The organism is Corallococcus sp. AS-1-6, from assembly GCF_020037015.1.
Classification (GTDB): Bacteria; Myxococcota; Myxococcia; order Myxococcales; family Myxococcaceae; genus Corallococcus.
In genome coordinates this window covers 28,966-54,740 of sequence record NZ_JAIQDE010000020.1, presented here as the reverse complement: position 1 = coordinate 54,740, position 25,775 = coordinate 28,966, and the positions used below count along the sequence as shown (strand labels likewise).

Below are 25,775 nucleotides of genomic sequence, written 5' to 3'. Positions count from 1 at the left end.
GGGGCCTCACGGCTCGCGCGCTTCCCCCTGAGGCGCGGGGTGAAGAGGCCCGGCACGCATCGTGCTCATGGGCCGCGGCGTCCGGGCCGTGCTGGCCCGTGCGCACCCCGATGAGGCTGTCCATGAGCTTGCGCAGAACCCCCGTCCGGCTGCCGCGCCCCGTGCGCTGGGCCATGCTGTCCACCCTGTCGCTGGCGGCGCCCCAGGCGCTGGCGGCCACCTGCCCCCAGCCCACGCTGACCGAGTGCTCCAACGTGGACTACCGCGCGTCCGCGTGCGGCCAGGAGAACGACGCCTATTGTCAGGGCCTGATGGAGTCGGAGTGGAAGGCCCGCTACACGTCCGCGCCCAAGCGCACCGCGCTGGTGCCCGACAGCATGGGCGGCGGCGTGGAGACGGTGGCCGTGCAGCCCAACGCCGTCACCAACACGCTCTTCTCCGGTTCGGATGAGTCCATCGTGGGCCAGGTGCAGCGCGGCCAGGTGCTGGCGCGCAAGGGCTACAAGAACCTCACCAAGGTGGAGCAGGCGTACGACAAGCAGCGCCAGGAGTGGGACGCCAACGGCGTGCTGGAGCGCTCGTGCCAGGAGTACGTGCACGAGAAGCACTACGACTACAGCCGCTTCGAGCAGGGCGCGGGCCGCTTCGGCGATGACTTCCGCGCGCTGTTCACCGCGGCCTACGGCTCCGGGGGCATCGCGGAGCGCACGCTGTACAGCAAGGACGGGAAGAAGCTGGCGCCTGTCTGGGACGGCAAGACGCGCGTGGAGAAGAACGCGTACTTCCGCTTCGTGCCGGGGCCGTACCCCAAGAACACCAAGGCCTATGAGTTCACCTCCGAGGCGGCCTGGAAGGCGAACAACGCCGAGGCCCGCCAGGCGGTGCTGCCTTCGGACGCGTGGCACCAGTCCATGAGCAAGGCGCTGAGCAATGTCGCCGACGACGTGCTCAACGAGTCGCAGCAGCGCCAGGAGGCCTTCTCCGCCCTGCTGGACCAGCGCAACGCCGTCTATGCCGCCTGGCAGCGCGAGGCGGAGGCGCTGCGCAGCCGCGACTTCAGCACCGTGGAGCTGGACGAGAAGACCGCCGAGCGTCTCTACGACCTGGACAAGGCCCTGGAGGAGACGCTGGCGAAGGCGGACGCCGAGGGCTGCCTCGTCGCCGACAAGACGACGGTGTGTGACTGGAGCCCCCGCCGCTACAAGGCCATGGTGGACGCGGTCATGGTGCCCCGCCGGGAGGCGGACCTGCGCCAGTGCCTCGCCGTCACCGGCAACGACTTCGGCGCGGAGAGCTTCATCCGCAACGCGGACCGGCTGAAGATCAAGGGCCTGGACCTGAAGGACTACACGCTCAACCCGGAGCTGGTGAGCTCCTACGTCAAGGCCCTGGCGGCGTACCTGGCGGAGCAGGCGGCGAAGCAGCAGCCGCCCACGAACCCGGTCACCATGACCAAGCGCCAGGGGATGGACTTCTCCGCGGGCGGCTACTCGGGTGACAACAACTTCGGCGGTGGCTATTCGCTGCGCGCGGGCTGGGAGATGTCCACGCCCGGCTCCGCGTTCAACGGCAACTGGTGCGACACCAACGCCGCCATCTTCAGCGAGCTGGGGCTCTACGCGAACGTGTTCAGCCCGACGCGCACGGAGGTCGCCTACCTGACGGGCCGCGCGTCCACGCAGCCCTCCGCCATCCGGGTGGAGCTGAGCGCGCGCGTGCTGGGCAACCCCATCTTCACGTTCGACCAGTCCTACCCGGCGCGCTTCACCTTCGTGGAGCGCAAGCCCTTCGTGGACAAGGACGCGGCCAAGGGGAGCGCCACGTTCATGGTGTGGTTCATCCCCGTGACGGTGAGCGGAGGCCTGTCCGTGGAGGTGGGCATCGTCGCGTCGATGGGCGGCGCCCTGGGCCGTGACTGCACGCTCAACCTCATCACGCTGGACCTGCTGGGCAACATCGGGCCCTATGCGTCCGCCAACGGCTTCGTGTCGCTGGCCATCGGCATCCCGGGCCTCCAGATTGGCGTCCGCGGCACGCTGACCCTCGTGCGCTTCGAGCTGCCGCTCCAGGGCCGCATCGGCGTGGCGCTGAGCTCGCCGACGCACCCGACGAACCCCAACACGCTGTTCCTGTCACTGGGCACCAGCCTGAACTTCACGCTGCGCTCCCTGGACGGCCGGCTCTCCCTGTTCGCGGAGCTGGGCTTCCTGAAGGGGGAGTTTCCCATCGTGTCGTGGCCGGGCATCGGCACCAGCGCGCAGCTCTTCAACGACCAGCATTACCTGCCGCTCGCGCAGCTCTACTAGCCGCGCTCGCATGACCCCCGGGGCCGCCTTCCACGGCCCCGGGGCGTGGTTCCCCACCTTCTTCGACTTTTCCTTCGCGGAGTGTTTCATGCGTCGCTCGACCCTCGTTCGTGGCGTGGCCGGCCTGGGTGCCCTGGTGTGCCTGGGAGCGTTGCCCTTCTGGCTGTCCGGGTCTTCTCCGTCCGCCGCGACGGTGCAGGCCTCCGAGTCCTCCCACCGGCTGCCGCTGTTCCGCTGGCGCGTGGGCGAGGCGCACACCTTCCACCTCGTCTGGGATGACCTGACGCGCGTGGCGCTGCCCATGCCGGCGCCGGACGCGAAGGCCCAGGAGCTGGAGGGCGTGCTGCACCTGGACGGCGAGCTGACGCTCCAGGCGTTGGAGACGCGCGCGACGGGCACCCGGCTGCGCCTGACGCTGCGCCGGCTGGCGCGGCACGAAGCGGTCCTCGCCGGACAGGCGCTGCTGCCGGACGCGGCGGCGCTCCAGGCCCACCTGCCGGACACCGCCAGCGCGTGGTTGGAACTGGATGCGCGCGGCGCGCTCCAGGCGGTGCGCTTCTCCGAGGCGGAGCCCCCGCTGTTCCGCCAGTTCGCGCAGACGCTGGCGGCGGAGCTGTTCCCCTCCGAGCTGCGCGACGAAGCGTCCTGGACCGCCACCGAGTCCACGCAGACGGGCGACGTGGCGTCGGCGTTCGCCTTCGAGCCCGGGGACACCTCGCGGCTGACGCGCCGCAGGACGCGCTACCAGAGCCTGCGCGCGGCGGGCGCGGCGACGGTGGCGAAGCAGGAGCTGGGCTCGCTCACGACCTTCGACCGCGACGCGGAAGGGCGCCTCGTCGCCATCACCCAGGACGAGGTGCTGGACGCGCTGGGCACGGACGGGCGCGTGCTCCTGTCCAAGCGGCTGCGCCTGCGGCTGACCTACCAGTCGCGGGAGATGCAGCCCCTGCCGGCGCCGGACGAACAGAAGATGGTGGTGCGCACGCCGTCGCAGATCGCCTTCGAGATGGATCCGGAGACGGCGGCGCTGCGCGGCCAGGCGGACGGGATGACGGTGGAGGAGCTGCTGGAGACGCTGGAGAACGCCAGCGGCCCGGACGCCATCGCGGGGCTGGACGTGTTCGCGCGGCGGGCCATCGCGGCGCTGACGCTGGAGCCGAAGCGCTGCCAGGAGCTGGCGCGCCTGTTCCTGAAGCCGGGCACGAAGCCCGCCATGCGCGAGCTGATGCTGGACCTGCTGGTGGGCGCGGGCCACGCGCAGGCGCAGGCCACGCTGCGCACGCTCCTCCAGTCGCCGGAGGCCCGGGAGCACGCGGGCGCGTACGTGATGATGGTGCAGCGCGCGGGGTTCCTGACGAAGCCGGAGCCGGAGACGGGCGTGATGATCCACCGCCTGCTGGAGCGCGCCCGCGAGGAGCACGACGTCCCGGTGGAGCGGGCGACGTCGTACGCGCTGGGCGTCTGGTCGTCTCACCTGGCCCCGGAGTCGGCGGAGGCGCGCGCCGCGGTGCGGACGCTGGAGACCGCCGTGTCCCAGGCGCCGGGGGACGAGGCGCGGGCGCACGCGCTGCGCGCGCTGGGCGGCACGCGGGCGGAGCGGGTGGTGGACGTGGCGTCGCCGCACCTGCGCGCGGAGTCCCCGGACGTGCGGGCCGCGGCGGCGGATGCGCTGCGCGGCGCCCCGCAGGAGCTGGCCACGCGGCTGCTGTTGGACGCGCTGGAGACGGAGAAGGACCGGGGCGTGCAGCGGGCGCTGCTGGACGCGCTGAACACGCGCACCCTGGACGCGAACGCCCTGGAGCACCTGCGGGCCTGGGTGGTCGCCGGAGGGCTGGCGCCCGGCGAGGAGCCCGCGCTGCTGGCGGTCGCGGCCCAGCACCTGGAGGGGGGCACGCCCGTGTTCCAGATGCTCCAGGCCATCGCGGTGCGGCCGGACCTGCAGGCCCCCACGCGCGCCCGGGTGATGGCGCTGATGGCGCAGGTGGGCGCGCAGCTCGGCGGCTGAGTCAGTGCTCGAACGGGGCGGGCGGGCGCGGCGTGCTGGCGCGGCCGCCCGGGGAACGCGGGCGCCTGCGGCGCTGGATGGCGTAGGGCCGGTAGAAGGACTCCCAGAGCGCGGCCCTGCGTCCACGCGGCCGGGTGCGCAGCTCCCCCAGCGGCGAGCGGATGAAGAAGGACGCGGTGAAGAGGTACGCCGCCGCCAGGGTGAGGAACAGCAGCGCGGCCATCACCACCGGGCCTGGAATCCAGGCCACGTGCGCGCGGTCCACGAAGTCCAGGAAGTCGCGCGGCGGTCGCGGGTGGCTGTAGACCTTGAAGAACCAGGTCACCATCAGGACGATGAGGATGGGCCCGTACGCGCGGTTGAGCCGCGTCGCGATGGCGGACACCAGCGACAGTTGGATCTGCGGCCGGGACATCTCCACCGCCAGCTCCCGCAGCGCGTCCGGGTCCACCGGCTCGCGCCGCAGCATCGGCGCCCACCAGCCGTCCTCCAGCAGGCGCACGCGGCGGTTCCACAAGTCGTAGTAGCGGTAGCGCCGCGCCTCGATGAGCAGGAAGGACACCACCATCCAGATGCCCACCAGGAACGTGACGTGCGAGCTCTCCGGCGACGCGAAGCCGAAGGAGATGACCGCCGCCGTCGTGGTGAGCGCCCAGTTCGTCGTCGTGTCCAGCCGCGTGCGCCACGTGTCCGAGCGGCTGAGCTCGCCACGGAAGAGCTGCGCCATGGCCTGCTGGGAGACCTCCGGCTGCTCCAGGTCGTTCTTCCTGTGCTCCTTCGTGCTCATCCGTGCCTGGAAAGGTGGGGACGACCGCTCGCCGCCGCCAGGGCGGCCGGGCAGGCGGGCGCTCGGGGCCCGTGACGCGGGCGCCCGCTGTGGGACGTCTGACATTGCCGCACCGGGAGGTGACGGGGGGCGGGTGGCCGGGCGCCCGGGGCGTGCGCATCGTGCGCCCTTGAGCGTGCCTTCTTCCGATACCGCCATCACCGCGCTGTCAGGGCTGCTCTCGGACGAGGGCGAGCGCATCACGCGCCTTTGGTCCAAGCGCCTGCGCGCGGAGACGTACGAGGTGGAGGTCCCCGGCCGGGACCTGCGCGCGCCGCTGCGCCATCTGTTGGATGAGCTTGCCCGGCTGCTCGAGGACCGGGGCGAGGACGCGGTGCGGCTGTGGCCGGAGGTGGTGCGTTCGCACGGGGCCTTCCGGTACGACCAGAACTTCGACCCGGAGGACCTGACCCGCGAGTTCAAGTCGCTCCAGGAGGTGCTGCTCTACGTCTATGCGCGCCGCAACGGGGGCGTCATCCACGCGGACGTGGCGGAGCTGGTGTCGGAGCTGGTGTGGGAGGCGGACGCGTCCGCGCAGGCCTCCTACGCGCGCGTGCTCAAGACGGAGGAGGTGCGCTTCCGCGAGGCGGCGGTGATGGAGTCGGTGCTCAACCACGTGGAGGTGGGCATCCTGCTGGCGGAGACGGACGGCATGGTGTCCTTCGCCTCGCCGCCGGTGAGCCGCCTGATGGGCGTGCCCATGCGCGCGGTGGTGGGCGCGAGGGCCGCCAGCTCGCTGGGGCCCGTGCTCACCCAGGTCAACGCGAGGCACCCCACGGGGGAGCCCTTCAAGGTGCAGGACATGCCCTTCCTGCGCGCGCTGCGCGAGAAGGCGCCGGTGCGCGGCGTGATGATGCAGGTGGAGCGCCCCGGCGGCGGGGACGCCACGCTGGAGATGAGCGCCACGCCGGTGTGGGAGGAGGACCAGGTCCTGGCGGGCGTCATCCAGACCTTCAGCGACCGCACCGAGGCCGCGGTGAAGACCAAGGCCCTGGAGAACGCGCACGACGAGGTGCGCAGGCTCCAGGGACAGCTCCTGCGGCGCACCCGGCAGCAGGCGCTGGGACAACTGGCAAGCGGCGCCGCGCACGCGCTCAACAACTTCCTCAACGTGCTGCGGCTGCGCATCACGCTGCTGCAACGCGAATACAAACCCGAGCACGTCGAGGCGCTGGACAAGACGGTGCGCAACATCGGCGAGCTGGTGGCGCGGCTGCAGGAGTTCAGCGTGCAGCGCACCGAGGAGCGCCTGGGCAACGTGCCGGTGGACCAGACGGTGCGCGAGGCGCTGGAGCTGGCGCGAGGAGAGCTGGAGCAGCGCCAGCACCCGGTGCACACGGAGCTGGACCTGGGCTTCCCGTGGGGCGTGAAGGCGGACGCGGGCTTCTTCCGCGAGCTCATCGTCAACCTGATGCTGTCCGCGCGCGACCGGATGGAGGAGGGCGGCACGCTGGTGGTCCGCTCCCGTCCCGCCGGGGAGGACTGGCTGGACCTGCGCATCGAGGACGGGGGGCGGCCCTACGCGCAGGACGAACTGGCGGGCCTGTTCGACCCGCTGCGCCGGGACCCGGGGGCGCCGCAGTTCTCGCTGTTCCTGGCGGTGGCGCGCACGCAGGTGCAGCGCTGGGGCGGAGAGCTGACGGTGGAGAACCGGCGGGACGGCTCGGGCGCGAACTTCATCGTGCGGCTGCCGCGCTTCCGCGACGTCGCGGCGGGGGCGCCCGTGTCCGCCGAGCCGCCGCGAGCGCAGGCGCCGGGACGCCTGCCGCGCATGCCCGGGCGCGCGCGCCGCGTGCTGGTGGTGGACGACGACCTGGACAACGCGCGGATGATGGCCGAGGTCCTGGGCGAGGAGGGCTACGAGGTGCAGGTGGCGCACAGCCCGGACGTGGCCCTGCGCATCTGGGAGAAGCGCCCCTACGACGCCGCGCTGCTGGACGCGGTGATGCCGGAGATGACGGGCTGGGAGCTGGCGCGAGAGCTGCGGCGGCGCACGCCCCACGCCTTGCTGGCCATCGTCACCGGCATGGACGTGCGGGGGCAGAACCGCGCGAGCCTGGCGCAGGTGGATGCCGTGTTCCGCAAGCCCATCGACGTGGGCGCGCTGGATGACTTCCTCTCCCAGAGCCGGGGCGAGGAGGAGACGGCCGAGCAGGAGGGGCCGCACGACGTGACGCATTGACGGGGCTGGAGCTCCGGAGGGAGTAGAGTCCGCGCGTGATTTCCCCGGCGGAACTGGAGCGCCTGCGCCGCAAGGTGGAGGCGGGTGAAGTGCTCAGCGGCGCGGAGCTGGAGGCGCTGCGTGACGAGGCCGCGCGCGCGCCCGGCCCCACGCTGCGCCTCACCGTGGCGCATGCGCTGGTCAACGCGGACGCGGAGCGCGAAGCCCTGCCGTTGATGCAGGCCCTGCGGCGGGACTTCCCCAAGGACCTCCAGGTGCGCCTGGGGCTCGCGCGCGCGTTGCTGGGATTGGAGCGGCACCGGGAGGCGGAGGCCGAGCTGCGGGAGGCCCTGGTCCTGAGCCCCGGCGACCCGGAGGCCCTCAAGGTGCTGGCCGTGCTCGCGCTGCGGCAGGGCGAGGGTGCGCGCGCCCGCGCCTACGTGGCGGAGGCCGTGGAGCGGGACCCCTTCGACGCGGAGGCGAAGCTCTTGCGCGCGGAGCTGGAGGCCGCGGACCTGCCTCCGCCGCCCGCGCCGGAGGAGCAGGTGCTGCGTCCGGAGTTCACCGCCGCGCTCACCGCCGCGCTGGGCCGCGCGGGCGTGGGCTTCCGGCGTCAGGGGCGAGACCTGCTGGTGAAGCTGGCCTCGGGGGGCGTGGGCCGCGTGGACGTGGGCTCGCTGTATGCCGCGTATCAGGAGGCACCGGGCGCGCAGGGGCTCACCGCGCACGTGGAGGCGCTGGCGTCGAGGCTGGGTGGGTTGTCCTCGGGGGTGGGGCCCACGGGGGTGTCATTGGAGGCGCTGCGCCCGGTGCTGCGGCCTTCAGGGTTCGTGGCGGGGACCCAGGGCGCGCTGTTCCGTCCGGGGCCTGCGGGGCTGGAGGTCTTCTACGTGCTGGAGGACGCGGAGTTCGTGCGCTACCTGCCGGCCTCCGCGCTGAAGGATGCGGGGCTCACGCTCGAAGCGGTGGACGCGGCGGCGTGGCACCACCTGGAGCTCAGGCCCGCGGACGTGCGGCCCGTCGTCATCGACCAGGGCGAGGTGCGGCTGGCGGAGGCGTTCTCAGGCATCTGGGCGGTGGCGGGCGGCGACGGGCACGACGGCGCGCGGCTGCTCACGAAGGCCCAGCGCCGCAGGCTGGAGGCCGCCACGGGCGGAGGCCCCCTGCGCGTGAGCCTGGGCCGGCGCGAGGTGGCGCTCCTGTGCCGTGAGTCGGACGGTGAGTCGGTGCGGAGGCTCGCGGCGCTGGGGCATGCGCCGGACGGGGTTCCAGGTGTGTTCGTGCTGGATGGGGATGTGCTGCGGAGCGCGTGATGTCTCCTTGAATCAGCTCCAGGCGTTCCGTCATCCCGCGCTCCCCACCGGGAGGGTCTCCACGAAGCGCACCTCACGGAAGCCCAGCGTGAGCAGCAGGCCCCGCAGCGAGCGCTCCGCGGACTGACGCGCCTTCTCCTGGAGGCGCCGGTCCTGCCGCACCTCCCGCTCGAACGCCAGCCGCGCCTTCTCCAGCAGTTGCGCCGTCTGCGCGCTGTCCAGGTTGGAGTCGATGACTTCCGTCTCCCCGGGCCGCAGGGCCACCGTGACCTGGAGCGGCGGCAGGAGCACGTCCACGCGCGTGCCCACGGCGCGCAGGTGGCTGGCGTCGAAGCGCTGGAAGTCGAACCCCAGGTGCGCGTCCGCGAACACGATGGCGCGCCCGTGCGGGTTCTGGAGCGTGTAGCTGGCCCAGAGCAGCACGTCCTTCCACAGCGCGTCCGTGGCCTGCGGCTCCGGCGTGAACGTGACCTTCTTGTAGAGGGACACGTCCAGCGTCTCCAGCCGGGCCACCTCCCGCATCTGCTCCACGACCGCCGCCGTGTCCGGCAGCCGGGGAGACGTGGGGCGCAGCAGCACCCAGGCCCCCAGCGCGCCGAGCGCGACCGCGGCGAGGAGGGAGAGGGCTCGCGTGACGTTCTTCGCCATGGGGGAAAGTCTACCCGCTTCCGCACCGGGGGCGTCCTGGTGCAGCGTGTCGGACGCGGGCTTCCGGACAGGGACTCGCGAAGGAGTCACGCAGGATGGAGCTGACGGACGTGGAGGCGGAGGCCCTGGGTTCCCAGGGATTCTTCGTGCGGGATGCCTTCCTTGGCGAAGCGCGAGCGCTGGCGGCACGGGCCGCGGCGCTCGCGCGAGTAGAGGCCGGGATGCTGAAGCCCGCGGGCATCCGGCGCGGCGCGGCCCACGCGCTCGATACATCCGTGCGCGGCGACCACATTGAATGGGTCTTGCCCGGCGCCGCCCCCGAACTCGAAGCCCTGTGGCACCGCTTCCAGTCACTGGGAGAGGCCGTGTCCGTGGGCGCGTACCTGGGGCTGGGGCGCTTCGATTTGCAGCTCGCCTGCTATCCCGGCGGCGGTGCCCACTACGCCCGCCACCGCGATGCGTTCCCCGGACAGTCCAACCGCCGGCTCACCGCCATCTGGTACGCGAACGCGGATTGGAGGCCGGAGCACGGCGGCGTGCTGCGCCTGTTCCCGGATGACACCGGCGCTCCCGTGGAGGTGGCGCCGGTGCTGGACCGCCTGGTGGTGTTCCTGAGCGAGCGGCTGGAGCACGAGGTGCTGCCCGCCCACGCCACCCGCCTGGCCCTCACCGCGTGGTTCTACGGCCGGGGCATCTGAGCGCCACGGCGCCTCCGGGCGTTCTAACCCGCGTCGAACGCGCTGCCCGCGTCGTAGATGGGCCCCGCATCGTAGGTCGGGCCCGGGCCTCCGTCGTAGGACGGACCGGTGCCCTCCAGCGTACCGATGATGTAGATGTCGCCCGTCCCGGTGCCCGGGCAGTTCTGCGGGTTGCGCTTCAGTTGGAGCTGCGCGTACGCCACGGAGCCCGAGTACACGTCCACGGCCGTGCTGCCGGCGTACACCTCCAGCCCCGCGCGGTTGTAGGCCCGCACCTCCACGACGCGCCGGGGCCCGACGGGGATGTTGCTCAGGTAGCCCTCGATGTAGCCGTTCCCCACGGAGAGGGATTGGGGATACGCGGGCGGAAGGTCCGGCGCGCTCACGGTCGCCGCGGCCGAGGTGACGCCGCACGCGTCCCCCGCCAGCGAGATGCTCATCTTCACGGACTCCGTGCCCTCGAGGTCCTCGACGTCCTCGGTGCCGGCGCCGCAGGCCGCGATCAACATCGCGCAGCCCGTCCCCAGCACGAATCCCCAGCCGGTTCGCTTCATGTGGTCCCTCCCTGGTAGCGCGTCGTTCGCGCGACCTTGAGACACGCACCCCGTCCGGGTTGGGACATGCCCCGTGACGAAAGTGCCGGACCGCAACGGCGCGGAGCGGTGAGGGGCCGGAGCCTGCCTGCTCCCCGGCCGGCCCGGACGCGGGCGGATTCCAGGGGGAACGGCGGCGTCCGTGGCACCTGTCGCGTGACGGGGGCGTGTCTAGGTTCTTCCCCAGTCATCTCGTACGGGGGATTGAGAGCATGTTCCAGAACAGGACGAAGCGTCATTGGGTGATGGGACTGGCGGTGGGGGCGACCATGGCGTTCACCGCCGGGTGCGGCAGCTCCAAGGCGGCTCGCGTGGACGACGCGATGATGGCGCGTGTCCCCGAGGACCAACTGGGCGAGGTGCGTGACGCGCAGTTGGCCCGCACCAAGGCCGCCGACAACGTGACGCGCGCCGAGGTGGCGGTGCGCGACGCCGAGCGCGCCACGGAGGTGGCCCGCCGCAACGGCGACGCCGCCGAAAGCCGCATGGAGGCGGAGCGGGCCGCGGTGAAGGCCGCCCAGGCCACCGGTCAGCAGGCCCCCATCGCGCAGGCGCAGTCCAAGCTCCAGGGCGCGGAGGCGGGACGCGCCGCCGCGGACGCCGAGGTGGCCTGGCACGAGCGCAAGACGGACACCGCCAAGGTGGAGAAGGACCTGCGCGACGCCGAGCTGAAGGTGGCGGACGCGGAGCTCAACCTGGCCCAGTACAAGGCGCTGGAGCGCAGCGGTGACGTGCGCGCCAGGGACATGTCCGAGGCGAACTACCTGGCCGCCGTCGCGGAGGCCAAGCGCGAGGTGGAGGACGCCCGGCGCCGCCTGGGCGAGCAGAAGCGCGTGGAGCAGGACGCCCGCGCCGAGTGGCAGCGGCTGCGCTCGCAGGCCCCGCAGGGCTACGGCGGCAGCGGCGACGCGGACTGACGCTCCGGCGTGAAGCGCTGAAGGGGAGGCCCCGGGCACTCGCGAGGGTGCCAGGGGCCCGTCCCGCGCGAGGGGCTACTGCACCTTCAGGGTGGCGGTGCCCTTCAGGTCGCGCTGGAGCGTGAGCCAGAGCGCCTGGCCCTCCACGTCCACGGACGCGAAGTAGTCCGTGTCCGCGGCGAGCGGCTGGCCCTCCAGGGTGACCGTCTTCGGCGCGGTGGTGGCGGTGTAGCCGTGCACCACCAGCATGGGGCGCGCGAGCGTGCGCCCCGAGGTGTCGAACGCCAGCGTCACGCGGTTGGAGGCGGCGTCCACCTCCCACGTGGCGTAGACGGGGTTGTAGCCGGGGACGTCGTAGGTGACGGAGTCGGTCCGGCCCACGCCGCCCGGCCCGCGCGTGCGCACGGTGCCCTCGGAGGCGGTGAGCTTCACGCCCTGCCAGGCCTCCACCTCCGACGCGAGCGACAGCACGGGGTTGGCCGTGTGCGTGCCCAGCACCATGAAGACGGAGTAGCTCTGGTAGGGGTGGCCGGAGAGCATCACGCCGTCGTCACCCAGGCGCGGGTACCGCGAGAGGCCCACCGCGCCGAAGTTGCTGCCCCACGCGAGCCGGTGGGAGTTCGTGACGGCGGGCAGCTCGTACTGGTTGAGCTGGTAGGGCCAGTTGTAGTCCACGGGCATGGGGCCCTCGGCGTGGCGCGTGCCCCACTCCGGATACAGCCAGTAGCCGCCCGCGGGCTTCTGCTCCCACGTCTGGGTCTGCACGGCGCCCATCTCCGCGTCCGGGGCGGCGGTCCACATGCGCGTGTAGGGGACGACGTTGGGTTCGCGGTAGTCCCAGCCGGTGTTCATCGTCACGGGGGAGGCCAGCGTGACGAAGCGGTAGCGGTCACCCCAGCCCAGTCCGGCGATGTCCGTGTTGGCGTTGCCGTCGAAGGCCAGGTCGCCGTAGGGCGAGCGCACGTCGGCTTCAATCTGGTTCGCGGGGAAGCCGGACGCGTCGTGGGTGATGGCGTACAGCGGGTGGTCGCGGCCGGTGGCGAAGAGGTACTGCACGGTCACCTGCACCACGCGGCCGTCCAGCGACAGGGGCCACTTCAGTTCGTGCAGCGCGTGGTGCGCGCCCTTGAAGACGAAGCGGCCGGTGCCGCGCACGTCCTGCGTCCAGGCGCCCCACGTCTGGCCTTCCTTCAGGTGGCTGGTCACCATGCCCCAGCCGGGCACCTGCGGGCTCTGGCCGTCGCAGACGCGCTCGGCGCCGGCGACCTCGTAGGTGTAGCGGCGGATGTAGCCGCCGTTCCAGCCCGCGGGGTCCGCCGCGTCGTTGCGCACGAGCGACACGGAGCGCACGTGACAGTCGCGGTCGCGCCAGACGTAGCGGTCCGTCTTGAAGCCGCTCAGGTCCTTCTCGCACTGCAACCGCAGGGGCGCGCACGTCCCGCTGGCCGGGTCGGCGGCGGTGCTCTCCACGCAGGGGTCGGTGACGGGGCGCACGTCCTTGCCGCCACAGGCGGTGAGGCCCAGCGCCAGCAGGGCCACGGTGTGTCGAGCGGAGGGGAGGGGCATGGGGTCGGTCTCGAAGAAGAGGGAGCGCAGGCTTGCCACCCTCACGCACGGTGATGCAAGCCTCCACGCGGAGGCCCAGCGTCACGGATTGTTCCCGAAGCGGGCGGGCAGCCGGGCGGTGGGGCGCACGGCGGAGGGGCCCCGGAGGCTGAGGGCCGTGTCCAGCATGGGGGCATGGCGAACGGACGGCGGCTCGTCACGGTGGGACTGCTGGGCCTCTTCTCGGTGCCCGCGTTGGCGGAGGAGGGGGTGCAGGGGCGGGTGCAGGAGTTCTTTCTGGGAGATGGAGCGCCGCCTCAGCAGCGGGGGCAGGTGGAGCTGGGCACGGGGCTGGAGTGGACGCGTCAGGACGGGGAGACGCGCTTCGAGCTGCCGGTGCGCGGCGAGTACGGCCTGAGCGACCGCGTGCAGTTGGAAGCGAAGGTGGCGCTGACGACGCCGGAGGATCCGCGAGGGTTGGACACGGCGGAGGCGGGCATCGCCCTGGCGCTGGTCAATGACAGACGGCGGGGCTTCACGTTGAGCCTGGGCATGGACCTGGAGGCCACGCGAGACCTCACGGACGACCGCTTCCGCCCGGGCTTCGAGCCCTACCTGCTGGCGTATCAGGACGTGGGGCCGGTGGGCTTCAACCTCCAGTTGAAGGCGGAGGAGCTGCCCGGGGTGCGCGGCCTGGGAAGCGAGCTGCATCCGGACTTCGCGGCCGGAGCGGTGCTGGCCCTGGGGCCGCTGCGGCCCATGGTGGAGGCCGGGTGGAGGGACGAGGACGGAACGTCCACCTTGCTCCTGTCACCGGGGCTGTTGGCGCGCCCGCTGAAGTCCCTGGAGTTCGGAGTGGCGGTGCCCTGGAGGCTCCACGCGGGAGGAGCCCGCGACGTGGGCGTGATGGGGATGCTGACGTGGCAGGGCGGTGGGGCGTAGCGGGGGGGGGCTGGCTCAAGCGGGGTCCAGAGCCCAGGTCCCTTCTTCCCAGCGCTTCAGGGCCTCCTGCGCTTCGAAGGGGATCAGCCCTTTTCCCTTCGCTGCCTCCTCCAGCACGGCCTTGGCTTCAGCGGTGCGATGCCGCAGGAGCAGTGCCGCGGCTGCCGTTCGAACATCCATGCGTGGATGGGTGAAGAGGGTTGCGAGTGCGTCCCGTCCCACGTCTCCGTGGGTTCTCAGCCGATTGAATGCTGCAATGGACTCCTTCGCATGCTTGTTCGCGGCTTTCGCGTCGCCTCGCATGATGGCTTCTGTTTGCGCCGCCGCATGCTGCTCGAACTTCGCGACGAGCTTCTCAAGGTCTTTCGCTACCATAGTCCGCTCCGAATGTTCTCGATGGCGCGCAGCCCGAATGCACTTTGGGCTTCGAATGATTGGGTGCTCAGCCACTGCCGGACGGTCAGCGACGTCGAGCCTGTGATCCGATACTGGTGCGACGAATAGAACGCACTCACCGAGCCATGAAGTGCCTTGTCGAGCGGGATGACGTTCTCCGTGTTGTGGAGCGCCTGGGGCCCGAAGCGCGCCACGTTTCCATCCGTCTGCTCCACGATGTGGTGCCACTCCTTTCCATTCCCCGCTGGCCCCATGGCCCGCTTGAACGACTTGAAGGACGCGTAGCCCTTGGGCCCGCTTGAGGGTGAGTCACCTGGGCTTGAGTCCTCGACACGCTGGAGGATGATGGCCGCACCGGGAGCGCTGCTCAACACCGCCGCCGTGCGTCCCACCGGGACCGAGATGCGCTCCAGCACCAGCGCCCCCTCCGCCGACAGCGACAGCACGGGCACCGTGGCATCAATCCCTGACGCCAGCCCCTTCAGTGTCCGCGTCGTGGTCGCCGCCGCGCCCCAGATGGCAACGACGCTCGTCGTCAGCCGGGCCGTCTCGCGGATCTGCTCGCCGGCCGTCATGTACTGGAAGCGCTCCCAGTACCCGGGCGACGACGCGATGAGTGCCACGACGCCCGCGGGGAGGTTGCGCAGTCCCGCGAGGCTGTCGGCGGGGCGAGAGAGGACCTGTCCCAGTGCGTGGTACAGCTCCACGAAGGCGTCCTCCGCGCCGTCCAGCGAGCGGCTGACGACGTCCGCGTCGTCGTACACCTCGGCCAGCGGCCTTGGGTCCGACGCGTGCAGTTGCGCATCGACTGGACGAAAGACTCCGCCCCTGCCGCTGTAGAAACGTCCCAGTTCGAAGCTGCCCGCGCGGAAGGCGCCGTTCCTCCACACGATGGGCGCGACCTTCTGCTGTGTGCGCCCGGTGAGCGCCCACGCGAGGTATCCATCCGGCCGAAGCACCGCCACCTGCTCGCGGGCGAAGCGATTCACCCGCCGCGCCAGCTCCTCGCGGGAGACCTCGCCGCGCTCCAACACTTCCCGCAGCAGGAACCCCGCCACCATGCGCGGCGGGAAGGTGCCGAGCGTCACCGGCTCCTCCATCAGCCGGCCCAGCACCTCCACCGCGTCGTCCGGCGTGAAGGGATTGCGGCGCAGGGGCAGCGCGTCCACGTCCTCCAGTCCGGCACGGACCAGCAACTGCTCGAAGGCGTCCACGTCCAGCAGGCCCATCTCCAGGGCCTCCCGCGAAACCTTCCCGGCGGGTGCGAGGATGACCGTCCCTGCCGGTACGCGGAGGGGTTGACGCCGGTGGAGTCGTTGACCGCCCTGCTCCTCGTCGGACGCGTCCGATGCCCGTGGAGCGCTCTGGCGGAAGGTTCGTGAACTCCCTCGGGTGGAGGAGGTCTCCACGCCCGCGCAGCCCACCAGCAGCAGGGCCACGAACAGCGCCACGACACTCACGCGCATCAGCTCTCTCCGGGGAGCCCATCTGGATGGGGAACGCCCCGAATGCTTCCACCCCGGTCCGACACGCTCACAGCGACGGCGCGAGCAGCACGACGGAGTATCCCACCGCCGTACGCGCGCCGGGGTTCTCGTAGGAGTGCTTCTGGTCTCCCCGGAAGACGACGACGTCGCCGGCTTCGAGGATGAACCGCTCGCCGCTGGCCACCAGCGCGATCGTGCCGGACTCACAGGCCAGGTACTCGCGCGTGCCCGGCGTGTGGGGCACGCCGGTGATGCGCGCCTTGGGTGGCAGCTCCATCCGGTCGAACTCCATGCCCGGCAGCGGATCCGGCAGCAGCTTGCGCAGGAAGGCCGCGCCTCGCTGCTTCATGGGCAGGCTGTCTTTCCGGTAGTGCCGGGCGCTCGCCTTGGGCCGGGCCAGCAGCTCCTCCAGGGACACCTGGAGCGCCCCCGCCACCCGGTGCAGCACCGACAGCGTGGGGTTCGCCGCGCCGGACTCCAGATGCGCCCAGGTGGCCCGGGGCACGCCCGCCAACTTCGCCAACTGCACCTGCGTGGCCCCTCGCGTCTCCCGCAGCGTCCGCAGGTTGCGTGCCAGCCTGCCGGGAAGGTCCTCATCGCTCATGCGCTGGCATTCTGCCAACGCATTGGCGCTCATGCCATCTCGTCGGATCTCCTCCGCTATCGCCCCGCTGTTTCGGACGCGTGACGCGTCACTGGAGCGTGGCGCCCGGCTCCAGCTCCACCTTCACCCAGCCCGGCTTGCGCAGGTCGAAGTTGCGGTACGCGTCGATGGCGGAGGCCATGGACTTCACGTGGCTCAGGATGGCCGTGGGGTCCACCGCGCCGGAGCGCACCAGCTCCAGCAGCTTGGGGATGTACTTGCGGTGGTTGCAGTTGCCCATACGCAGGGTGAGGTTCTTGTTCATCGCCTCGCCAATGGGGAACGCGTTCATCGTCTGCGGGTACACGCCAATGATGGACAGCGTGCCCGCCTTGGCCAGCGCCTGCACCGCCCACTGCGCGGCCTGCGACGGCGCGTCGCCGGGCACCCAGTTGTCTCCGTCCGGGTTCTGCTTGGGCGCGACCTGCTCCACCTCGCGCTTGAACTCGGGCTTCTCCGCCCTGGCCTTCCTGGCGGCCGGGCCGAGGTGCGCGTGCTGCGCGTCCACGCCCACCGCGTCGATGGCGCGGTCCACGCCGATGCCGCCGGTGAAGCGCTTGAGCGTCTCCACCGGGTCCTCCTCCTCGAAGTGGATGACCTCCGCGCCCTGGGCCTTCGCGAGCGCCAGCCGGTCCTCGTGGCAGTCGATGGCGAAGATGCGCCCCGCGCCCAACAGCTTCGCGCTCACGATGGCGAACAGGCCCACCGGGCCGCAGCCGAACACCGCCACGGTGTCACCCGGTTTGATCTCCGCCATCTCCGCGCCGAAGTAGCCCGTGGGGAAGATGTCGGAGACCAGGATGGCCTGGTCGTCGGTGACGCCCTCGGGCACCTTCACCATGGTGACCGCCGCGTGCGGGATGCGCGCCTTCTCCGCCTGCATGCCGTCGAAGGGGCCTGTCATCTCCGGGCCGCCGAAGAAGGCCGTGCCCGCGTCGGGGCCATGGGGGTTCGCGTCGTTGCACTGGGCATAGTAGCCCGCGCGGCAGTACGAGCAGTTGCCGCACCCGATGGTGGAGCAGATGACCACGCGGTCACCCACATTGAAGTTGCGCACGTCCTTGCCCAGCTCCTCGATGACGCCCACGCCTTCGTGGCCGAGGATGGTGCCGGGCTTCATGCCGGGCATGGTGCCGCGGATCATGTGCAGGTCCGTGCCGCAGATGGCGCTGGCGGTCAGCCGGATGATGGCGTCCGTGGGCTCCTTCAGCTTCGGCTCCGCGACGTCGTCCAGCCGGATGTCCCCGATGCCATGGAAAACGACTGCCTTCATGTTCCGCTCCTTGCCCCGCCAGGGCCTCGAAAGACGTGAAGGCCCACGGCGCTGTCACGAAGGCGCACGGGACCCGTTCGTCTGGACTCTGGCCACGGCGGTGGAGCGGGGCAGGACAGGCGCAGCGCTCCCTCCGCAGGAGGGCGGGCGGGGAGGCCGCCCCTAGCGCCCGGCCGAGTGGACCTGGAATGCGAGCCGCTTGCCGAACACCTTGCGGAAGGCCGCGACCTCGCGCTCGGCGTTCCACAGCTCCAGGTCGAGCGGGTGGCGGGCGTGCAGGTGCAGCGTCACCACCTCGCGGCCGTCCGTCACCTTGAAGTCGCGGATGGGCTGGTGGTGGCTGTGGTCCAGCGCGTTCGCCAGGCGCAACAGCGTGGCCAGCTTGCGCACGCGCCGCGCTTCGGACGGGGTGAGCCCGGCCATGCCGGAGTGGGACAGCTCCGGCTGGGAGCGCCGGTGGTAGCGGGCGACGCGCGCGATGATCTCCCGCTCGCGGTCCGCCAGGCCCGGCAGGTCCGCGTTGTGGATGAGGTAGTACGTGTGGCGGTGGTGGCGCTCGTAGCTGACCGCCGTGCCGATGTCGTGCAGGAGCGCGGCGACCTCCAGGTGCGTGCGCACGGACAGGGGCAACTGGTGCAGCGAGGCCAGGCCGTCGAAGAGGGCCAGCGACATGCGCGCCACCTGGCGGGCGTGCTTCTCGTCGAAGCGGAAGCGCTGGCCCATGGCGAGCGCCGCGTCCGCGAGGCTGCTGTCTTCGCGCGTCTCGTCCTGGCGGTAGAGCAGGTCCACCAGCAGGCCGTCGCGCAGGCCGCGGTTGACGACGCTGACGGACTCCACGCCCAGGTGTCGCGCGACGCCCTCCAGGATGACGGCGCCGGAGACGATGATGTCCGCGCGGCGCGGGTCGAAGCGCTTGCGGCGGCGCTCCGGCGGCATCTTCGCCAGGGTCTCCACGGTCTGGGTGAGCTGTCGCACGGTGGCGTTGCCTCCGTTGTCCGCGGCGGCGAAGCCCACCACGGCGCCAATGGTCCCGGACGAGCCCAGCGCCACGCGGGGCAGGGCGGGGAGCTTCTCCGGGAGCGTCTTGTGGAGGACCTCCTCCACGAAGCCGCGCATCAGCCGCAGTTGCTTGGGCGTCACGGCGCGCGCGGTGTCGAACACCTCCGTGAGGCGCACGGAGCCCAGGGAGAGGCTCCAGAGCTCGTCGGGCTTCTCTCCGGTGGCGATGGCGACCTCCGTGCTGCCACCGCCGATGTCCACGAGGAGCGAGCGGGTGTTGGAGGGCTTCCTGTGCAGCACGCCCAGGCAGATGAGGCGGGCCTCCTCCTTGCCGCTGACGACCTCCAGCTCCAGGCCGGCCTCCTCGTGCACGCGGCGCACGATGTCCTGCTGGTTGCGGGCCTCGCGCAGCGCGCTGGTGGCGACGGCGCGCACCTGGGCCTTGTGGCGGCGGCAGAGCGCGGCGTAGCGGCGCAGGGTGGACAGGAGCCGGTCGGCCGTCTCCGGGGGCATCTCGCCGGTGGTGAAGACGCCCTCGCCGGGGCGGATGGGGTCGCGCTCCTGGTGGAGGGTCTCGAGCGAGCCCTCGGCGTCCGGGCGGGCCAGCTCCAGGCGCACGGCGTTGGTGCCCACATCGATGGCGGCGAGGACGGGGGTCGGGGAGGGGCGTGCGGGAGGGGCCATGGGCTCGCGGACGAAACGCCTGGAGGGGCACGGTCCTTCCGGGCCGTGTCCCTCCGGGTGGGGGCGGTTCCTAGCGTAGCCGTGTGACAGCCGTGTGGCGTTGGTGAAGATGACCTATCAGGGCGGGGAGGCGCCTTCGGGGGCGGTGGCGCCCTCGGCGCGGATGTGGCGGGAGCGCTCCTGCAGCTCGCGCCAGTTGGCCTCGTACTGATCGCGGGCCGTCTTCCAGGCATGTCCGTGCGCGTGGCGCAGGTTCTTGAGCAGCTCGCCGGAGGTCTTCAGGCCGCGCGTGATGAAGTCGAGCTCCTCGCGCGTGAGCAGCGAGTCCTCGGCCCGGGTGCGCTGGTGGGCGGCGATCCACCCGTCCATCTGCGCGCCCAGCGCCTTCAGCTCGGCCTCGCGCTGGCGGCGGTAGCCTTCGCGGAGCGCTTCCCACCGGCTGCTGGCCCGGTCCAGGTGCTCACGGAAGCGCCCGCGGGCCTTCTCCGCGCCGGCCTTGACGCGCTCCCAGTCGCGCTCGTCCGCGCGGCGGAGCGCCTGGAGCTCACGGTTGACGTCGTCGCCGAAGGCCTGGGCGCCGGTGAGGACATCGAGGGAGTCCTCGCTGTCGGCCAGGTCCGCCTGGGCTTCGATTTCACGGAAGCGAGCGGTCGCCTCGCGCTGCTCGGCCTCCAGCTTCTGGATGTATGCGTCCCGTTCCGTCATGGCGTCCTCCAGGCACGTTGAATGGAAGAAGCATGGGAACGCCCGCGGGGCGGTGCAGGGCGGAGGGGAACGGGAGGCGGAGCGCTCCGTGAGGCAGGCCCTCCATGCGTCCCGCGTCGCAGTCCCCTGTCCGCCTCCCGTCAGTCCCCGTGCCCCGGGTAGGCCCCCTGGCGCGAGACAGCGACACCGCGCCTTTCCATCACACCTGTGCGACTGCGCCCCGCCAGGGAGGGCCCATCGACGCATGAGACGTGAATCGATACCCTGCGACCCGTGACCGTCGCCGCCGCAGAGAAGAGTGAGAGGATCCGTCACCGCAAGATTGGCGCCTGCCGCGTGCTCGGCGAGCTGGGCCGGGGCGGCATGGCGCTCGTGTATCGCGGCCTGCATGAGCTGCTCCAGCGCGAGGTCGCCATCAAGGAGCTGCTCCCCGAAGGCCAGCGCGACCAGGAGGCCCTGTCCCGCTTCCGCCGCGAGGCGCTGGCGCTCGCCGCCTTCCGCCACCAGAACATCGTCACGCTCTATGACCTGGTGGAGAAGAACGACAGCCTCTTCATGGTCATGGAGTACGTGGACGGCCCCACCCTCCACGGCCTCATCAAGGACGGCCCGCTGCCCCCGGACGTCGCCGCCGTCATCGGCGCGCGCATCGCCAGCGCGCTCGACCACGCGCACTTCCGCCGCATCATCCACCGCGACCTGAAGCCCGCGAACGTCATGCTCACCAAGTCCGGTGAGGTGAAGCTCATGGACTTCGGCATCGCCAAGGACGTGAGCCTGGAGGCCCTCACCCAGCAGGGCATGGCCGTGGGCACGCCGTCGTACATGTCCCCGGAGCAGGTGACGGGCGCGCCCATCGACGCGCGGACCGACATCTTCTCCCTGGGCGTGCTCCTCTACGAGGCCCTCTCCGGCACCCGCCCCTTCGTGGGCAAGACGGCCGGCGAGGTGTTCGCCCGCATCCGCGACGGCAAGTTCATCCCCCTCCAGAAGGTGGCCCCGCACGTGCCGCCACCGCTCGCGCGCATCGTGAAGCGCGCGCTGTCGGTGAAGCCGGAGGCCCGCTTCCCGGACGCCGCGGCCATGCGCCGCGAGCTGGACCTGTTCCTCGCCCACGAGGTGCGCGTGTCCCACCCCGCGCTGCTCGTGGCCTTCCTGCGCTACCGCGAGAAGCTCACGGAGACGGAGGCCCTGGCCCACCTCACCCAGCAGGAGCTGGGCGTGCTGGACGTCTTCGCCACGAAGAAGCCCGCGCGTGCGCCCGGCAGGCTCAAGTGGGTGCTGGCCGCGCTCACCGCCGGCATCGCCGCGGCGGGCACCGGCCTCTACCTGTCCCAGTCCCAGTGGGCGCCGCTGCTGGAGCAGCTCACCCGCTGAGCGGCGCGGGGCTTCAGGCCTGCTTCTTCTTGTCGTGCGTGACGGTGACGATGGTCCCGATGCCGCCGCGCACGAAGAAGTCGCCCACCACGGTGAGCTTGCGCGGCTGGATGGCCTTGATGATGTCGTCCGCGATGGTGTTGGTCACCTTCTCGTGGAAGGCGCCCTCGTTGCGGTAGGACCACATGTACAGCTTCAGGCTCTTGAGCTCCACGCAGAGCTGATCCGGCACGTACTTGATGGTGAAGCGCGCGAAGTCCGGCTGGCCCGTGAGCGGGCACAGGCAGGTGAACTCCGGCACGTCGAAGGCGATCTCGTAGTCGCGATCGGCGGCGGGGTTGGGGAAGGTCTGGATTTCCTTGGACGGCTGAGAGGGCATGCGCTGTCGTCTAGCACACGTTCGGCGCGTGTCACCGCCCTCCACGACGTCGCCTCCCCGGCTGCCCGGCCCGGGCTCTGTTCGGGTCCCAACGTGCCGCGACCCCCGGGGACAGGAGAACGTCCGGGGGTGGTTGGCGATCATGCTCGGGGATTCCTATCTCCCTCCGGCGACCCCTGCTTCGCCCCCTTCCATGCTGCCACCCAACGACGTCGAGGATGTCCTCTCGTGCCTGCCCCAAGCGCTGCTGCGCGTGGGGCCCGACCTGCGCGTCCAATGGTGCGAGGCGGGCTTCGCGGCCAAGACGGGCGTGACGCTCTCCCCGGGCAGCACCCTGCTGGAGGCCCTGGAGCCCGGCCGCAGCCTGGACGCCCTGGAGCGTGCCATCCGCGAGCACCGGGCCCACTCCGGCCATGTCATCACCCGCACGCTCCGGCAGGTGCGTGTGCAGGTGAAGCCCACCCACACGGACGGCTCGGCCGGGGCGTGGCTGGTGGTGGAGCCGTCCGGCGTGGACGACGAGGGGGCGTTTTCACAGGCCGTGCGGGAGATTGCCCGCGCGGTGGGGGAGTCGCTGGAGGTGGACCGCGTCTGCTCGGCCGCCGTGGTGTCGCTGGTGCGGTGCGCGCAGGTGCGGCGCGCGGAGGTGTTCCTCTACGAGGAGGACGACGCGACGCTCAAGCGCATGGCGGTGTCGGACCTGGAGGGCCTGGACGCGCCCCAGGACGCGTTCGACCCGTCCGAGGACCCCTACCGTCAGGCCCTGGCCCTGCGCCAGCCGCAGTTGGGCATCCAGCGCGGCTACGGCGACGCGGTGGGCTCCGTGTTCGCGGCGGTGCCGTTGTGCGCGCCGCGCCGCACGGTGGGCCTGCTGCTCATCTACAAGGAGCAGGGCGCGTCCTTCTCCGTGCGCGAGCTGGAGATGTGGAGCGCGGCGGCCAGCCAACTGGCGGTGGCGGTGGAGAACGCGCGGCTCTTGCGCGAAGCCCAGTCCGCCCTGCGCGTGCGCGAGGAGTTCATGTCCATCGCGTCGCACGAGCTGAAGACGCCGCTCACGCCGCTGAAGCTGGGCCTGTACTCCATGGAGCGCCGCATCGCCGCGGGGCAGCCGGTGGCGCTCGCGAGCGTGCTCAAGTCGAAGCGGCAGGTGGACCGGCTGGCGGGGCTGGTGGAGGACCTGCTGGACGCGAGCCGCCTGGAGCTGGGCCGGCTGGCGCTGGAGTCGTCGCCGCTGGAGGTGGGGCAGTTGGTGGCGGAGGTGGTGGACCACTTCCGCCACGCCTTCGAGCGCCCCTTCACGGTGGACGTGCCGCACGACGGCGTCTGGGTGCTGGGCGATAGGGACAGGCTGGAGCAGGTGCTTGTGAACCTGCTGGAGAACGCGCACAAGTACAGCCCGGCCGGGGCGCCCATCGCGGTGCGGGTGGGGCGCACGGCGGAGTCGGCGCGCATCCAGGTGCAGGACCACGGCATCGGGATTCCGGGCGCGGACCAGGCGCTGGTGTTCCAGCGCTTCTACCGGGCGCGCAACGTGTCGCACCGCAACTTCGGCGGGTTGGGGCTGGGCCTGTTCATCAGCCACTCCATCGTGAAGATGCACGGCGGCGCGCTGGCGCTGCGCAGCCGCGAGGGCGAGGGCTCCACGTTCCTCCTGGACCTGCCGCGCATGCCCGCGCACGAGGTGCGGAGGCTGCCCCGGCGCGTGCTGGTGTTGGACGAGGACTCGAACCAGGAGGCCACGGCGGAGCGCACCCTGCGGGCGGAGGGCTTCGAGGTCTTCACCGTGCAGAGCGGCGCGGAGGCCCTGCGCAAGGCGACGCACCTGCCGGTGGACCTCATCGTCCTGTCCACGAGCGCCACGCAGTCCGCGGTGGGCAGCTTCCTGGAGACCTTCGCCACGCTGCCCCGCGCGCGGCCGGTGCCCATCCTGCTGGCGGGGGATGCGCGGCCGTGGTGGGCGCAGGAGAACGCCGCGCTGTGTCCCCGGCCGTACCGCCCGGAGGAACTGCTCGCGGGCGTGCGCACCGTGCTGACGCGCGAGGCGCGCCGGACGCTGACGCCGGTGGAGTCGGAGCTCCCGCTCGTCACGCCCGCGTGAGTCGGTCCTCGCTCAGGACGCGGTAGTCCGAGGGACGGACTCCCGCCTGTTCCAGAGCCTCGCGCGAGCGGGCGTCCACGAAGGTGGCCCGCTCCACCTCGCGCTGCGCGGCGTAGCGCGTGGTGACGAGCTCGGGCAGTTGGCCGGGGTGGCACATCCACTCCGTGACGCCTTCGCCAGGCAGCGCCGCCACGGCCTGGGCGAAGCGCTCTGGCGTCCAGTATGCCGTCGCGCCGGACTCGCCCATGAAGTGGTCGTTCGTGGCCACCCCTCGGGCCCTCAGCGCGCCGCGCATGTCCGCGTCGATGGAGCGCACCGGGAGGCCCGCGCGCCTCGCGACGCGCGACAGTCCCTCCAGGACCTGGGGGTGCCGGTGCAGGTGCTTGTGCACGTCCAGGTGCGTGGCGGCCTGGCCCAGCAGCCGCTCCAGCCGCTCCAACTGCGCGAGCGCCTCCGCCTCCACCACGTCCGCGGGGAGCCCGCCCACGCGGCCGCCGTCGAGGCCTCCGTCCACGGTGCGCCACCCGCTCGGGAAGCCGGGGGCCACGGGGGCGCCCCGGTCCAGGTTCAGGTGCAACCCGATGGCGAGTCCCCGGGCCTGCCTCGCGGCGGACTCGGAGTCCGGTGCGTTCACCAGCAGGGTGGCGGAGGAGACGACGCCCTCGCGCATCGCCTGGAGGATGCCCCGGGTGATGCCCGGGTCGTAGCCCAGGTCATCGGCGTTGATGATGAGCGCGCGGGGCGGCGTGACGCGGCCTCCTTCAGGGGCGGGGACGCGCCTGGAAGAAGCGCCACATCTGGAGGGACGCGTCCAGGTCCGTCGTGCCGCCATTGTAGAGGGGCTGGCCGGGCCACGCATGCTTGCCGCCGGTGACGGTGCACAGGCTCGCGGTGGCGCTCTCCGGCTGGCAGCCCGTATACGCCACGCAGGTGCTGTTGCCCTGCTGATACGTCTGCTGCTGAGGACCGGCGCAGCCGTTGAGCTCCGCGAAGCGGCGCACGGACTCCGGGGCGGACGGGTAGGGCTTGCCGCCGGGGACGTTGCTGCCGCCGTCGTAGAAGATGGTCTCGTCGGCGCTGCCGTGGAAGTGGAGCACGGGGACCGGACGCGACGGGCGGCAGTCCGTCACGCCCTCCATGCCCGACACGGGCGCGATGGCGGCGATGCGCTGGGCGCGCTCACAGGCCAGCCGGTAGGAGAAGAACCCCCCATTGGAGAAGCCGTTGGCGAAGACGCGGCGCGGGTCCGTGCACACGCGGGTGTCCAGGTCCGCGAGCAGCGCGTCCACGAAGCCCACGTCGTCCACGTTGGCGAGCTGCGCCGGGCCACAGCAGGCCTCGCCGTTCCAGCCCCGGGTGTCCGCGTCTCCCCGGCCGTAGACCTCCTGGAAGCTCAGGCCGCGCGGGTACACCGCGATGAAGCCCTCCGCGTCGGCCAGCGAGGAGAAGCCGGTCAGCAGCTCCTGCTCCTGCTCGGTGGAGCCGAAGCCGTGGAAGCTGAGGACGACGGGCGTGGGCTTCGTGGCGTCGTAGCCGGTGGGGACGTGGACGCGGAAGGCGCGGGTGCGGCCGCCGTGCTCGACGGTCCAGTCGTAGGTGCCGGGCGTCACGGTCAGGCCCGAACAGGCCGTGCGGTCCGGGGGAGCCACGTCCCCGGCCGACGTGTCCGGAAGCTCCGTTTCGTCGTCGGGCGGCGTGCCGGAGTCGTCCGTGGCACCGCACGCGGTGGCGGTCAGCAGCAGGCTGGACGCGGCGAGGGCGAGCAAGCGAAGGCGCATGG

22 protein-coding genes are annotated in these 25,775 nt (G+C 71.8%); 9 read left to right on the top strand and 13 right to left on the bottom strand.

Annotation, left to right across the window (positions count from 1 at the left end):
- Nucleotides 1-122 precede the first annotated feature (122 nt).
- The gene (locus tag K8612_RS25215) at nt 123-2,306 is read left to right on the top strand and encodes a hypothetical protein (RefSeq protein WP_223738875.1); all 2,184 of its coding nucleotides are present in this window, start codon (nt 123-125) and stop codon (nt 2,304-2,306) included.
- Nucleotides 2,307-2,394: 88 nt separating this feature from the next.
- On the top strand, nt 2,395-4,311 hold the full coding sequence (locus tag K8612_RS25210; RefSeq protein WP_223764161.1) for a HEAT repeat domain-containing protein: 1,917 nt from the start codon (nt 2,395-2,397) through the stop codon (nt 4,309-4,311).
- Nucleotide 4,312: 1 nt separating this feature from the next.
- Here the strand turns inward: K8612_RS25210 and K8612_RS25205 are convergent, their stop codons facing one another.
- Nucleotides 4,313-5,098: a DUF2270 domain-containing protein gene (locus K8612_RS25205; protein ID WP_223738877.1), complete on the bottom strand. Its 786-nt coding sequence runs from the start codon at nt 5,096-5,098 to the stop codon at nt 4,313-4,315.
- 175 nt (nt 5,099-5,273) lie between these two features.
- On the opposite strand from K8612_RS25205, the gene K8612_RS25200 reads away from it, so the two are divergent.
- Nucleotides 5,274-7,319 (top strand): response regulator, encoded by a 2,046-nt coding sequence (locus tag K8612_RS25200; protein WP_223764160.1) that lies wholly within the window; start codon nt 5,274-5,276, stop codon nt 7,317-7,319.
- Between the two features lie 35 nt (nt 7,320-7,354).
- The gene (locus tag K8612_RS25195; RefSeq protein WP_223764159.1) at nt 7,355-8,611 is read left to right on the top strand and encodes a tetratricopeptide repeat protein; all 1,257 of its coding nucleotides are present in this window, start codon (nt 7,355-7,357) and stop codon (nt 8,609-8,611) included.
- Between the two features lie 30 nt (nt 8,612-8,641).
- Here the strand turns inward: K8612_RS25195 and K8612_RS25190 are convergent, their stop codons facing one another.
- A complete protein-coding gene (locus K8612_RS25190) occupies nt 8,642-9,259 on the bottom strand; it encodes a DUF4230 domain-containing protein (protein WP_223764158.1) in 618 nt (205 codons plus the stop codon).
- A 95-nt stretch (nt 9,260-9,354) separates the two neighbouring features.
- On the opposite strand from K8612_RS25190, the gene K8612_RS25185 reads away from it, so the two are divergent.
- Nucleotides 9,355-9,957 carry a 2OG-Fe(II) oxygenase gene (locus K8612_RS25185; RefSeq protein ID WP_223764157.1) on the top strand — a complete coding sequence of 201 codons (603 nt, stop codon included), beginning with the start codon at nt 9,355-9,357 and terminating at the stop codon, nt 9,955-9,957.
- 23 nt (nt 9,958-9,980) lie between these two features.
- Here the strand turns inward: K8612_RS25185 and K8612_RS25180 are convergent, their stop codons facing one another.
- A complete protein-coding gene (locus tag K8612_RS25180) occupies nt 9,981-10,511 on the bottom strand; it encodes a hypothetical protein (RefSeq protein ID WP_223764156.1) in 531 nt (176 codons plus the stop codon).
- Between the two features lie 251 nt (nt 10,512-10,762).
- Here K8612_RS25180 and K8612_RS25175 point away from each other — a divergent pair, with 251 nt between their 5' ends.
- Entirely contained in the window at nt 10,763-11,467 is a 705-nt protein-coding gene (locus K8612_RS25175; RefSeq protein WP_223764155.1) for a hypothetical protein, read from the top strand.
- Nucleotides 11,468-11,542: 75 nt separating this feature from the next.
- On the opposite strand, the gene K8612_RS25170 is transcribed toward K8612_RS25175, so the two are convergent.
- On the bottom strand, nt 11,543-13,033 hold the full coding sequence (locus K8612_RS25170; RefSeq protein WP_223764154.1) for a hypothetical protein: 1,491 nt from the start codon (nt 13,031-13,033) through the stop codon (nt 11,543-11,545).
- A gap of 174 nt (nt 13,034-13,207) precedes the next feature.
- Here K8612_RS25170 and K8612_RS25165 point away from each other — a divergent pair, with 174 nt between their 5' ends.
- Nucleotides 13,208-13,954 carry a hypothetical protein gene (locus tag K8612_RS25165; protein ID WP_223764153.1) on the top strand — a complete coding sequence of 249 codons (747 nt, stop codon included), beginning with the start codon at nt 13,208-13,210 and terminating at the stop codon, nt 13,952-13,954.
- Between the two features lie 15 nt (nt 13,955-13,969).
- On the opposite strand, the gene K8612_RS25160 is transcribed toward K8612_RS25165, so the two are convergent.
- From K8612_RS25160 to K8612_RS25135, 6 genes are all read right to left on the bottom strand, one after another.
- Nucleotides 13,970-14,329 carry a DUF2019 domain-containing protein gene (locus tag K8612_RS25160; protein WP_223764152.1) on the bottom strand — a complete coding sequence of 120 codons (360 nt, stop codon included), beginning with the start codon at nt 14,327-14,329 and terminating at the stop codon, nt 13,970-13,972.
- Nucleotides 14,323-15,816 carry a hypothetical protein gene (locus tag K8612_RS25155; protein ID WP_223764151.1) on the bottom strand — a complete coding sequence of 498 codons (1,494 nt, stop codon included), beginning with the start codon at nt 15,814-15,816 and terminating at the stop codon, nt 14,323-14,325. The genes K8612_RS25160 and K8612_RS25155 overlap by 7 nt, the downstream gene beginning before the upstream one ends.
- Nucleotides 15,817-15,883: 67 nt before the next feature.
- Nucleotides 15,884-16,441: a helix-turn-helix domain-containing protein gene (locus tag K8612_RS25150; protein WP_223764150.1), complete on the bottom strand. Its 558-nt coding sequence runs from the start codon at nt 16,439-16,441 to the stop codon at nt 15,884-15,886.
- 88 nt (nt 16,442-16,529) lie between these two features.
- Nucleotides 16,530-17,753, bottom strand: a complete 1,224-nt coding sequence (locus K8612_RS25145; RefSeq protein ID WP_223738890.1) for a zinc-dependent alcohol dehydrogenase — start codon at nt 17,751-17,753, stop codon at nt 16,530-16,532.
- A 162-nt stretch (nt 17,754-17,915) separates the two neighbouring features.
- Nucleotides 17,916-19,436 carry a Ppx/GppA phosphatase family protein gene (locus tag K8612_RS25140; protein WP_223764149.1) on the bottom strand — a complete coding sequence of 507 codons (1,521 nt, stop codon included), beginning with the start codon at nt 19,434-19,436 and terminating at the stop codon, nt 17,916-17,918.
- 117 nt (nt 19,437-19,553) lie between these two features.
- Complete coding sequence (locus K8612_RS25135) at nt 19,554-20,141, bottom strand: hypothetical protein (protein ID WP_223738892.1); 588 nt, start codon at nt 20,139-20,141, stop codon at nt 19,554-19,556.
- A 363-nt stretch (nt 20,142-20,504) separates the two neighbouring features.
- Between K8612_RS25135 and K8612_RS25130 the strand changes: the two genes are divergently transcribed.
- On the top strand, nt 20,505-21,518 hold the full coding sequence (locus tag K8612_RS25130; protein ID WP_370639892.1) for a serine/threonine-protein kinase: 1,014 nt from the start codon (nt 20,505-20,507) through the stop codon (nt 21,516-21,518).
- A 13-nt stretch (nt 21,519-21,531) separates the two neighbouring features.
- On the opposite strand, the gene queF is transcribed toward K8612_RS25130, so the two are convergent.
- Complete coding sequence (gene queF / locus K8612_RS25125; protein ID WP_223764148.1) at nt 21,532-21,897, bottom strand: preQ(1) synthase; 366 nt, start codon at nt 21,895-21,897, stop codon at nt 21,532-21,534.
- Nucleotides 21,898-22,090: 193 nt separating this feature from the next.
- On the opposite strand from queF, the gene K8612_RS25120 reads away from it, so the two are divergent.
- A complete protein-coding gene (locus K8612_RS25120; RefSeq protein ID WP_223738896.1) occupies nt 22,091-23,995 on the top strand; it encodes an ATP-binding protein in 1,905 nt (634 codons plus the stop codon).
- Here K8612_RS25120 and K8612_RS25115 read toward each other — a convergent pair.
- Nucleotides 23,982-24,827, bottom strand: a complete 846-nt coding sequence (locus K8612_RS25115) for a carbohydrate deacetylase (protein ID WP_223764147.1) — start codon at nt 24,825-24,827, stop codon at nt 23,982-23,984. The genes K8612_RS25120 and K8612_RS25115 overlap by 14 nt on opposite strands.
- Nucleotides 24,757-25,773: a PHB depolymerase family esterase gene (locus tag K8612_RS25110; RefSeq protein WP_223738898.1), complete on the bottom strand. Its 1,017-nt coding sequence runs from the start codon at nt 25,771-25,773 to the stop codon at nt 24,757-24,759. Before K8612_RS25110 ends, K8612_RS25115 begins: the two co-directional genes overlap by 71 nt.
- Nucleotides 25,774-25,775 lie beyond the last annotated feature (2 nt).

Coding starts and splice junctions, on each gene's coding strand:
- K8612_RS25215 (WP_223738875.1), top strand. CDS start 123: ATGAGCTTGCGCAGAACCCCCGTCCGGCTGCCGCGCCCCGTGCGCTGG.
- K8612_RS25210 (WP_223764161.1), top strand. CDS start 2,395: ATGCGTCGCTCGACCCTCGTTCGTGGCGTGGCCGGCCTGGGTGCCCTG.
- K8612_RS25205 (WP_223738877.1), bottom strand. CDS start 5,098: ATGAGCACGAAGGAGCACAGGAAGAACGACCTGGAGCAGCCGGAGGTC.
- K8612_RS25190 (WP_223764158.1), bottom strand. CDS start 9,259: ATGGCGAAGAACGTCACGCGAGCCCTCTCCCTCCTCGCCGCGGTCGCG.
- K8612_RS25185 (WP_223764157.1), top strand. CDS start 9,355: ATGGAGCTGACGGACGTGGAGGCGGAGGCCCTGGGTTCCCAGGGATTC.
- K8612_RS25180 (WP_223764156.1), bottom strand. CDS start 10,511: ATGAAGCGAACCGGCTGGGGATTCGTGCTGGGGACGGGCTGCGCGATG.
- K8612_RS25175 (WP_223764155.1), top strand. CDS start 10,763: ATGTTCCAGAACAGGACGAAGCGTCATTGGGTGATGGGACTGGCGGTG.
- K8612_RS25170 (WP_223764154.1), bottom strand. CDS start 13,033: ATGCCCCTCCCCTCCGCTCGACACACCGTGGCCCTGCTGGCGCTGGGC.
- K8612_RS25165 (WP_223764153.1), top strand. CDS start 13,208: ATGGCGAACGGACGGCGGCTCGTCACGGTGGGACTGCTGGGCCTCTTC.
- K8612_RS25160 (WP_223764152.1), bottom strand. CDS start 14,329: ATGGTAGCGAAAGACCTTGAGAAGCTCGTCGCGAAGTTCGAGCAGCAT.
- K8612_RS25155 (WP_223764151.1), bottom strand. CDS start 15,816: ATGCGCGTGAGTGTCGTGGCGCTGTTCGTGGCCCTGCTGCTGGTGGGC.
- K8612_RS25150 (WP_223764150.1), bottom strand. CDS start 16,441: ATGAGCGATGAGGACCTTCCCGGCAGGCTGGCACGCAACCTGCGGACG.
- K8612_RS25145 (WP_223738890.1), bottom strand. CDS start 17,753: ATGAAGGCAGTCGTTTTCCATGGCATCGGGGACATCCGGCTGGACGAC.
- K8612_RS25140 (WP_223764149.1), bottom strand. CDS start 19,436: ATGGCCCCTCCCGCACGCCCCTCCCCGACCCCCGTCCTCGCCGCCATC.
- K8612_RS25135 (WP_223738892.1), bottom strand. CDS start 20,141: ATGACGGAACGGGACGCATACATCCAGAAGCTGGAGGCCGAGCAGCGC.
- K8612_RS25130 (WP_370639892.1), top strand. CDS start 20,505: ATGGCGCTCGTGTATCGCGGCCTGCATGAGCTGCTCCAGCGCGAGGTC.
- queF (WP_223764148.1), bottom strand. CDS start 21,897: ATGCCCTCTCAGCCGTCCAAGGAAATCCAGACCTTCCCCAACCCCGCC.
- K8612_RS25120 (WP_223738896.1), top strand. CDS start 22,091: ATGCTGCCACCCAACGACGTCGAGGATGTCCTCTCGTGCCTGCCCCAA.
- K8612_RS25115 (WP_223764147.1), bottom strand. CDS start 24,827: ATGGCGGCACGACGGACCTGGACGCGTCCCTCCAGATGTGGCGCTTCT.
- K8612_RS25110 (WP_223738898.1), bottom strand. CDS start 25,773: ATGCGCCTTCGCTTGCTCGCCCTCGCCGCGTCCAGCCTGCTGCTGACC.